The sequence below is a fragment of the Solirhodobacter sp. genome, from assembly GCF_964715405.1.
Genome location: NZ_CBAICG010000072.1, coordinates 1 through 9301, shown reverse-complemented (window position 1 = coordinate 9301; position 9301 = coordinate 1). Strand labels below are relative to the sequence as shown.

General features: G+C 65.6%; 9 protein-coding genes. 5 read left to right on the top strand and 4 right to left on the bottom strand.

What is annotated here, in order from left to right; translation table 11 throughout:
- A partial coding sequence (locus AC11WY_RS18650) for an ATP-binding protein (RefSeq protein WP_482928276.1) occupies positions 1-204 on the top strand: 204 nt, incomplete at its 5' end.
- On the opposite strand, the gene AC11WY_RS18645 is transcribed toward AC11WY_RS18650, so the two are convergent.
- Genes AC11WY_RS18645 through AC11WY_RS18635 form a run of 3 tightly spaced genes read right to left on the bottom strand, consistent with a single transcriptional unit; the run spans position 137 to position 3478 of the window.
- Positions 137-1675, bottom strand: a complete 1539-nt coding sequence (locus AC11WY_RS18645) for a cation-translocating P-type ATPase (RefSeq protein WP_482928274.1) — start codon at positions 1673-1675, stop codon at positions 137-139. The two genes, AC11WY_RS18650 and AC11WY_RS18645, sit on opposite strands and share 68 nt — an antisense overlap.
- Complete coding sequence (locus tag AC11WY_RS18640) at positions 1672-2223, bottom strand: hypothetical protein (RefSeq protein ID WP_482928272.1); 552 nt, start codon at positions 2221-2223, stop codon at positions 1672-1674. The genes AC11WY_RS18645 and AC11WY_RS18640 overlap by 4 nt, the downstream gene beginning before the upstream one ends.
- A 1-nt stretch (position 2224) precedes the next feature.
- Positions 2225-3478, bottom strand: a complete 1254-nt coding sequence (locus AC11WY_RS18635; RefSeq protein WP_482928270.1) for an ATP-dependent metallopeptidase FtsH/Yme1/Tma family protein — start codon at positions 3476-3478, stop codon at positions 2225-2227.
- Positions 3479-3796: 318 nt separating this feature from the next.
- On the opposite strand from AC11WY_RS18635, the gene acsA reads away from it, so the two are divergent.
- The 4 genes from acsA to AC11WY_RS18615 are packed head-to-tail and all read left to right on the top strand — an operon-like array spanning position 3797 to position 8987.
- Entirely contained in the window at positions 3797-5536 is a 1740-nt protein-coding gene (gene acsA, locus AC11WY_RS18630) for an acetate--CoA ligase (RefSeq protein WP_482928268.1), read from the top strand.
- Entirely contained in the window at positions 5533-7530 is a 1998-nt protein-coding gene (pdhA, locus tag AC11WY_RS18625; RefSeq protein ID WP_482928266.1) for a pyruvate dehydrogenase (acetyl-transferring) E1 component subunit alpha, read from the top strand. The genes acsA and pdhA overlap by 4 nt, the downstream gene beginning before the upstream one ends.
- The gene (locus AC11WY_RS18620; RefSeq protein ID WP_482928264.1) at positions 7531-8739 is read left to right on the top strand and encodes a dihydrolipoamide acetyltransferase family protein; all 1209 of its coding nucleotides are present in this window, start codon (positions 7531-7533) and stop codon (positions 8737-8739) included.
- Positions 8736-8987 carry an acyl carrier protein gene (locus AC11WY_RS18615; protein WP_482928262.1) on the top strand — a complete coding sequence of 84 codons (252 nt, stop codon included), beginning with the start codon at positions 8736-8738 and terminating at the stop codon, positions 8985-8987. Before AC11WY_RS18620 ends, AC11WY_RS18615 begins: the two co-directional genes overlap by 4 nt.
- 128 nt (positions 8988-9115) lie before the next feature.
- Here the strand turns inward: AC11WY_RS18615 and AC11WY_RS18610 are convergent.
- Positions 9116-9301, bottom strand: a 186-nt coding sequence (locus AC11WY_RS18610; RefSeq protein ID WP_482928260.1) for a hypothetical protein, incomplete at its 5' end; no start/stop codon positions are given.

Here is a 9301-nt window from a genome sequence, read left to right as displayed (position 1 = left end):
AGCGTCATCATCACCACCAATCTCAGCTTCAGCGAATGGGCCACCGTCTTCGGCGATGCCAAAATGACAACGGCACTCCTCGACCGCCTAACCCACCGCTGCCACATCCTGGAGACCGGAAACGACAGCTTCCGCTTCAAGGCCAGCTCTGCCGCCGCAACGCAGAAAAAGAAGGGGGGCACACATGCCTTGACCCAAACCTGACGCCTGGAACATAACCACCAAGGTGGGTCAGTTCTCGATGGAAAACCCGGGTCAGTTTTGCGTGAAAATTAACACCGTCGCGGCCTTTTTCGGCATAAAACGCCACCAATTGCTCGCGCAGCGCGTTTGTCAGGGGCTCTTCGCTTCCCTCCGCCGTCGCCACCCTGTCGCAGCACGCCAGAATTGTGTCGAACGCGCCTTTCGAGATGATGCGGTGGTTATCGCTCGCTTCCACATCCACCACGATCGTCAGTCGCTTGCGCGAAAAGTCATAGGGGATTTCGTCGATCTTCCGGGGTTCGTCCTGGCTCAGCCCGCGCGCCTCCGCCGTGGCGATCACAGCCACGTCAAGCGGATTTTCGATGCCGGTCTCCAGTCGTGAATTGGTCACCGCCATCCTGAAAACCGGCTCTGACGGGAGCCCCGTCGGTCCGGTCGCCGCCGTGAGTGCAACGACGCCCTGCGTCAAGGTGCCGGTCTTGTCGGTACACAGGACATCGACGCCGCCGAGACTTTCGATCGCCGACAGACGCCGCACGATGACCCCATGCTCCGCCATCCGTCTCGCGCCCGCCGACAGCGTGACGCTGATGATCGCAGGCAGCAGTTCGGGCGTCAGCCCGACTGCAAGGGCAACCGAGAACAGCAGGCTGTCGATGATCGGGCGCCCCATCAGCAGGTTCACCGTCAGGACGAAGAGGACAATCGCCGTCATCACGCGGGTGAGCAGATAGCCGAACCGGCGCACCCCGCGCTCAAAGTCGCTCTCTGGCGGACTGCTGCCAAGGCGCGCGGCAATCGCTCCGAATTCCGTGGCGCGCCCGGTCCCGACGACCAGCATCCGGGCGGTTCCGCTGCGCACCGAAGTGCCCATGAACGCCACGTTGGTGCGTTCGGGCAGGCCCGCGTCGGGCGCGGTTGGCTTCGCCCATTTTTCCACCGGAAAGGACTCGCCCGTCAGCGCGGCCTGCGAGACCAGAAAGTCGCGCGCCTCGATCACCACTCCATCCGCCGGCACCAGATTGCCCGCCGAAAGCTCCATCACATCGCCGGGCACCAGCGCGCTCGCCTCGATAACCGTCGGGCGGCCATCCCTGAGCGCCGTTACCCGCAGCGCCAGCCGACCGCGCAAGGCCGCCACCGCCTGCGAGGCTCGGTATTCCTGCGTGAACCCCAGAACCGTGCTGCCAACGACGATCGCGATAATGATCGCCGCCTCGGTCCATCCTTGCGTCATCAGCGAGATAATGGCGGCAAAGATCAGCACCAGAACAAGCGGACTCTCGACCTGACGCAGCGACTGACGCAACGGTCCGGGCGCCTCGGACCGGGTCAACCGGTTCTCGCCGAACCGCGCCAGACGCGCGCCCGCTTCGGCCGACGACAGCCCCGACGCCGAAGAACCGAGCGCGGCGGCCAGTTCGTCGCCGCTTTTCGTCCAATAGGCGCGAAGATCGACCCCGCCGCTCACGCTGTCACCACCCGTCGCAGGGGCGGGAAGTCGTCCGGCGTCAGGGTCTCTTTCTCCAGCAACAGGGCCGCTCCGGTTTCCAGATCGGTCCGCCGCTCGGTCAGCACGGTCTTGGCCGAGGAATAGGCTTCGTCGATCAGGCCGCGGACGGCCAGATCGACCTCTCGCGCCGTCGCCTCGGAATAGTCCTTCCGGACACTATCAAGCTGCCGGTCCCCCAGATATTGCAGCCGCTGCGTCTCCAGCACGGCCTGCCCGACCTCCCTGCTCATCCCGAACCGGGTCACGCATTCGCGCGCGATGTCGGTGACCTTGGCCAGATCGTCGGCGGCACCGATCGACACGTCGCCGAACACGATCTCCTCGGCCGCGCGTCCCGCCAGCAACACCGTCATGCGATCCTTCAACTCTCCCATGGTGATCAGGAACCGGTTCTCGGTCGGACGCTGCATCGTGTAGCCCAACGCCCCGATCGAGCGCGGGATGATCGACACCTTGTGCACCGGATCCGCCGAATGCAGCGAGGCCGCGGCCAGTGCGTGTCCCATCTCATGATAGGCGGACCCGCTTGCGTTCAGCAGCACTCAGCACGCGCGTGCGGCGCTCGGTTCCCGCTACGATCCGCTCGGTCGCCGCGGTCTTGTCCGCCTGCGAGACCTGCTCGCCCCCGCGCCGCGTCGCAATGATGGCCGCTTCGTTGATCAGGTTCGCAAGGTCCGCCCCGGTGAAGCCGGTGGTGATGCCCGCGATCTGGTCCAGATCGACATCCGGCCCCGCCTTCACCTTGCGCGTATGCACCTGCAAGATCTCCGCGCGCCCCTTTCGATCCGGCCGGTCGACAACGACCTGCCGGTCGAACCGGCCCGCCCGCAAAAGCGCCGGGTCAAGGATTTCCGGTCGGTTCGTGGCGCCGAGCAGCACGATCCCCACGCTGGGGTCGAACCCGTCCAGTTCAGCCAGAAGCTGGTTCAGCGTCTGCTCTTTCTCGTCCGCGCCACCCAGCCCCGAGAGCGCCGAGAGCGCCTGCCCCAGCGCGTCCAACTCGTCGATGAAGATGATGCAGGGCGCGGCCTTGCGCGCCTGCTCGAACAGGTCGCGCACCCGCGCCGCGCCGACGCCCACGAACATCTCGACGAACTCGGACCCCGAGATCGAGAAGAACGGCACCCCCGCCTCGCCCGCGATCGCCCGCGCCAGCAGCGTCTTGCCGGTTCCCGGCGGCCCGACCAGCAGGATGCCTTTTGGCACGCGCGCGCCAAGGCGCCCATAACGGTCCTTGTCGTTGAGGAAGGATACCACCTCCTGCAACTCCGCCTTGGCCTCGTCCACCCCGGCCACGTCGGCGAAGGTTACCCCGGTGTTGCGCTCCAGATAGACCTTCGCCTTCAACTTGCCGATGTTGATCAGCCCGCCCATCCCCTGCCTGTCGGCAATGCCGCGAAAGAACACCATCCACAGCCCGAAGAAGACCAGCACCGGCAGCACCCAGGACAACAGCGTCGTCAACCAGGTCTGATCGCTCGCCCCCAAGAACCTGACACCCGCCTTCTGCAATTCGGCGCCAAACCCCGGCTCGACGCGGTCAGTCACGAAGAACTGCTTGCCGTCCACGGGTGTAGTGAAGCTGCCCTGAATTTGGGTCTGGGTAACCTGCACCGACGCGACGCTCTTGTCGGCAAGGTCCTGCAGAAAATCGCTGTAATCGAGCGAGTCAACGGTCCTGCTTGCCATCCACGCCTGAAACGCCAGCAGGGCAAGAAACACGAACACCGCGTAAGCGAGATTGAATTTGACTTTGTCCATCGTCTCTCCCGCCCGGATTGCCGGTTCGCTTCGTCGGCCGAAACGATAGCACAACCCACGATCTGAAACGCCGATGCGACTGACGATGATCTGCATCAATGTCAGCCGGGGGCAGTGAACATAGCATCTACTAAACGTGCGAGTGCCGATGGCGGCCAGCCAGCAGAAATCAGGCCGCGATGTCAGTGTTTGAAGGGGCCAGTTCCCATGCCGCTGCGGGTCTTGATCTGACATTTGCGGCACCCGTCGGACACAGTTCGGCGCGATCAAGTTACTGAGACGATGAGGAATTCTTCAGAGAGCGTGTAGGGGTTCGGGATGACTTGGGAAACCATCGCAAAGACAGCCGACGATCGTGCCAACGCCACGCTTACCGAAGCTGTCGGTGCCAGCTTCACTTGGGATACTGCGCGCGCGATGCTTGATGGGTTGCCCGGCGGCGCGCTCAACATCACGCACGAAGCGCTCGATCGCCACGTTGCGGCCGGCCACGGCGCGCAAACAGCGTTGCGCTGGCTCGGCAAGGATGGCGCCCGCTCTGACCACAGCTATGCCGAGCTTGCCGAGATGGCCGCGCGTTTCGCTAACGTCCTGACCGCGCATGGCCTCATTCCCGGCGACAGGCTCTTCGCCCTCATGGGCCGCGAGCCAGCACTTTATGCTACCGCCTTCGGCACCCTCAAGGCAGGGCTTGTCTTCACGCCCCTCTTTTCTGCCTTCGGCCCCGATCCGATCCGGATGCGGATGGAAATTGGCGAGGCTTCGGTCCTTGTCACGACCGAAGCCATCTATCGCCGCAAGATCGCCCCGTGGCGCGCCCAGATCCCGTCGCTCAAACTTGTCCTGATTGTTGGCGACGAGGCTCCGGAGGGCTGTGTGGCGCTCGGCCCTGCTATGGCCAGCGCCGGCGCGAGCTTCAAGACGGTGGCCACCCGGCCGGAAGACCCGGCGCTGATCCACTTCACCTCGGGCACCACCGGGCGGCCCAAGGGCGCTGTCCATGTGCACGGCGCGGTGGTGATGCACGCCGCCACCGGGCGCTATGCGCTCGAACTGACGCCGGGCACGACCTACTGGTGCACCGCCGACCCCGGTTGGGTCACCGGCACCTCTTACGGGATCATCTCGCCCCTCGTGAACCGCTGCAGGATGATCGTGGACGAGGCCGATTTCGACCTCGATCGTTGGTATGGCACGCTAGAACGCGAAGGCATCGAGGTCTGGTACACCGCGCCGACCGCGATCCGCATGATGATGCGAGCGGGCAAGGAGGCCGCCAAGCCCTACGATTTCTCGGCGCTGCGCCTGCTTGCCTCGGTCGGCGAGCCGCTGAACCCCGAGGCCGTCATCTGGGGCAACGAGGTGTTCGGACGTCCGTTCCACGATAACTGGTGGCAGACCGAAACCGGCGGCATCATGATCGCCAACACCCGCGCGATGGACATCAAACCCGGTTCGATGGGGCGACCCTTGCCGGGCATCGAGGCGGGCATCGTTTCGCGCGCAGGCTCGGGCTTGCGGATCTGCGCCGAGCGCGAGATCGGCGAACTGGCGCTGCGGCCCGGCTGGCCCTCGATGATGCGGACCTACCTGCACGAAGAGGCCCGCTATGCCAAGTGCTTCGTCGAGGGCTGGTACCTGACCGGCGACCTCGCCATGTGCGACGCCGATGGCTATTTCTGGTTCGTCGGGCGCGCCGACGACCTGATCAAAAGCTCCGGCCACCTGATCGGCCCCTTCGAGGTCGAAAGCGCGCTGCTGGAACATCCCGCCGTCGCCGAAGCCGCTGTAATCGGCCTGCCCGACGAAACCGCTGGCGAAGTCGTCAAGGCCTATGTCGCGCTCAAACCCGGTTTCGAGCCATCCGAAGAGCTGGAACGCGAGATCCGCGGCCTCGCACGCCAGCGCCTCGGCCCGGCCGTCGCCCCGCGCGAGGTGGTATTCCGCAAGACGCTGCCGAAGACCCGGTCGGGCAAGATCATGCGCCGTCTTCTGAAGGCGCGCGAACTGGGTCTGCCCGAGGGTGACATTTCCACCTTGGAAAGTGACGAGACATGACCGCCGACAAACCCCACCTGACCCATGACCACCTGCGCGACCTGCTGTCCGCGATGATCCGCGTTCGACAATTCGAGGATAAATGCGCCGAGCTTTACACCCAGGAAAAGATCCGCGGCTTCCTGCACCTCTATAATGGCGAAGAGGCCATCGCGGTCGGGGTGATCCCGGTTCTCGGCCTCGAGGACCGGATTGTCGCGACCTACCGCGAGCATGCGCACGCACTTGTGCGCGGAGTGCCGATGTCGGCGGTGATGGCTGAAATGTATGGCAAGGCGACCGGTGCCTCGGGCGGGCGCGGCGGCTCGATGCACGTCTTTGACGCCAAACACAATTTCTACGGCGGCAACGCCATTGTGGGCGGCGGCCTGCCATTGGCGGTTGGCTTGGCGCTTGCCGACCGGATGCGCGGCCTGACCGGCATCACTGCTTGCTTCTTCGGCGAAGGTGCGGTGGCCGAAGGCGAGTTCCACGAAAGCATGAACCTCGCCCAACTCTGGTCGTTGCCGGTGCTTTTCGTCTGCGAGAACAACGGCTATGCGATGGGCTCGGCGCTTGCCCGCACCGAAGCGGTCACCGACATCCACGCCAGGGCGGCCTGCTACGGCATCGGCTCGGATCAGGTCGACGGCATGGACGTGGTCGCCGTCGAGGCCGCGACGCGCCGCGCCCTTGCTGCGATCCGCGAGACCGGCAAGCCGCATTTCCTGGAATGCCTGACCTACCGGTTTCGCGCGCATTCGATGTTCGATGCCCAGCTTTACCGCGACAAGGCCGAGGTCGAGGCTTGGCGCCAGAAGGGGCCGATCGTGCGGTTTCAGGGCTGGCTGCGGCAGAACAACCTGCTGCACGACGCCGAGATCGCCGAGATCGAGGCCGCCGCGGATGCCGAGGTCGCCGCCGCCGTCGACTTCGCCGAAGCCAGCCCGTGGGAGCCGGTCGAAACCCTCGCCGCCCACGTCACCGCGACCGACCGCCCGGCACCGCCCGGCACCGTCGCCGCCTCGGCCGAGACGGTCGAGACGACCTACCGCGAGGCGGTCAAGCAAGCGATCCGGGAGGCGATGCAAAAGGACCCGCGCGTCTTCCTGATGGGCGAGGACGTCGGCGCCTATGGCGGCTGCTACGCGGTCTCGAAGGGCCTGATGGCCGAGTTCGGGCCCGACCGCATCCGTGACACGCCGCTGTCAGAGTCCGGGTTCACCGGCGCGGGCATCGGCGCCGCCGCCGCTGGGATGCGCCCGATCGTCGAGGTGATGACGGTGAACTTCAGCCTTCTCGCGCTCGACCAGATCCTGAACACCGCGGCCACCTTGCGCCACATGTCCGGCGGCCAGTTCGGCGTGCCGGTGGTGATCCGGATGGCAACCGGGGCGGGCAAGCAACTCGCCGCGCAACACTCGCATTCGCTCGAAGGCTGGTATGCCCACATCCCCGGCCTGCGCATCCTGGCGCCAGCCACGCTGGAAGACGCGCGCGGCATGCTGTGGACCGCGCTGCAGGAACCCGACCCGGTGCTGATCTTCGAAAACGTCATGCTTTACAACATGTCGGGCGAACTTGCCGCCAATGCCGGGCCAGTCGAGATTGACCGCGCCGCGATCCGGCGCCCCGGCCGCGACGTCACGCTGATCACCTACGGTGGCTCGCTCTGGAAGACGCTCGACGCGGCGAAGACGCTGGCGGACGAGGGCATCGAGGCCGAGGTGATCGACCTGCGCGTGCTGCGCCCGCTGGACGATGCGACGATCATGGCCTCGCTCGCCCGCACCCGCCGCGCGGTGGTGGTCGACGAAGGCTGGCGCAGCGGTTCGCTGTCGGCCGAGATCGCCGCCCGCATCGGCGAACAGGCGTTCTGGCATCTTGATGCCCCGGTCGGGCGGGTCTGCGCGGCCGAGGTGCCGATCCCCTATCCCAAACACCTGGAAGACGCTGCAATTCCGCAAACCCCGGCCATTGTCGCGGCCGTCCGGGCCGCATTGGGAAAGGGCTAGATGATGGGCGTTTTCCGGATGCCTTCGCTCGGCGCGGACATGGAGGCCGGCAAACTTGTCCAATGGCTGGTCAAGCCCGGCGACACGGTCCGGCACGGCGATGTCGTCGCCGTCGTCGAAACCCAGAAGGGCGCTATCGAGATCGAGTGCTTCGAAGACGGAACCGTTGCCAGCCTCGACGCCGCCTTGGGGCAGAACCTGCCGGTCGGGGCACCGCTCGCCCGGATCGTTGCGCCCGGCGAAAAGGCCGGAGCACAAACGCCTGCGCCTCCCGCACGTCAGGCCACTCCAGAATTCGCAACCCCTCCGCCCCAACCGACACTTCCGCAGTCTGCGCCTTCCGCGCGGGCTCCTTCGCAGCCTGCACCGTCCCCGCCTGCGGTCTCCGGCATCGCTGCTTCGCCCGCGGCCCGCGCCCGTGCGGCAGAGTTGGGACTCGATCTCGCACAAATCAGAGGAACCGGTCCAGGCGGTGCCGTGCTGCTCGCCGATCTTCCGGCCCCATCCGCCATGGTCGCGCCGAAACCCGACCGCGCCGCCATTCTGGCTGAGATGCGCAGGGCGATCGCTGCCGCAATGGCAAGGTCGAAACGCGAGATCCCCCATTATTACCTGACCCACACCGTCGATCTGGAGGCAGCCACCACCTGGCTGGCCCGGACCAATGCCGACCGACCTCCGGAGGCCCGGCTCTTGCTCGGCGCTCTATTGCTGAAGGCGACGGCGCTTGCCGCTAAAGCGGAACCCGCCATGAACGGCACTTACTCCGAGGTCGAGGGCTTCATCCCCTCCGCGGTCGTCCATGTCGGGCTTGCCATCGCCCTGCGCGGAGGTGGCCTCTTCGCTCCGGCGATCCTGAATGCCGACACGCTGGCGTTGCCCGATCTGATGGCCTCAATGCGCGGCCTGACCGACCGAGCCCGCGCCGGACGCCTGCGCAGTTCCGAGATGGGCGCGGCTACCATAACGCTTTCCAGCCTGGGCGAAACAGGGGTCGAGGCGATGGCGGGCATCGTCATCCCGCCGCAAGTGGCGCTGCTGACCGCCGGAAGTCCGTTGAAGATGCCGCTGGTCAGGGATGGGGCCGTGGTTGCACGCACGGCAGTCACCCTGACTCTGTCCGCCGACCACCGCGTCAGCGACGCCCGCAGCGGCTCTCGCTTTCTGACCGAAATCGACCGCCTGCTGCAAACTCCGGAGGCCCTATGACCGAAGCCGAAATCCGAGCCATCTTCCTGCAGGAACTGACCCGCATCGCCCCCGACCTTGACCCCGCGACCATCCGGGGCGGCGACCATCTTCAGGATGATCTGGAACTCGACTCGATGGATATCCTGAACCTGGTCATCGCGCTCAACGGGCGCTTCGGCGTCGCGATTCCGGAACAGGACTACCTGCGCATCGCGACCCCGGATATGGCGGTTGCCTATCTGGTCGAAGCGACGAAGGCCAAATGACCGTCCGCCGCCCTGACGAATGTCTCTCCGGACCCTGCCATTGCGCAAGGTTGGGACAACGCTTCCGTCGCTGCCGACGGCATCCCTCAAGATAGCGATGCACAGCGACGGGCAGACGCGACGGTTGCCTAAGGAACCATTCCCGAATGCGGCAATTCACGTTGAGGAACGTCTGAAAAACCTCCCGCTTTCGGCGTGATCTGGTAGACTTGGGCAAGCCTCCAGGGAGCCCTGCCGATGTCGAAACAGCCCGCCTTTCCCGGTCTTCGCGACGCGATGAAGAAGAAGCAGACGCGGCGGGAGCAGTTCTTGGC

Bases quoted from the DNA above. Each gene is read 5' to 3' on its own strand.
- AC11WY_RS18640 (WP_482928272.1), bottom strand. From the start codon at position 2,223: ATGGGACACGCACTGGCCGCGGCCTCGCTGCATTCGGCGGATCCGGTG.
- AC11WY_RS18635 (WP_482928270.1), bottom strand. From the start codon at position 3,478: ATGGACAAAGTCAAATTCAATCTCGCTTACGCGGTGTTCGTGTTTCTT.
- pdhA (WP_482928266.1), top strand. From the start codon at position 5,533: ATGACCGCCGACAAACCCCACCTGACCCATGACCACCTGCGCGACCTG.
- AC11WY_RS18615 (WP_482928262.1), top strand. From the start codon at position 8,736: ATGACCGAAGCCGAAATCCGAGCCATCTTCCTGCAGGAACTGACCCGC.
- acsA (WP_482928268.1), top strand. From the start codon at position 3,797: ATGACTTGGGAAACCATCGCAAAGACAGCCGACGATCGTGCCAACGCC.
- AC11WY_RS18620 (WP_482928264.1), top strand. From the start codon at position 7,531: ATGATGGGCGTTTTCCGGATGCCTTCGCTCGGCGCGGACATGGAGGCC.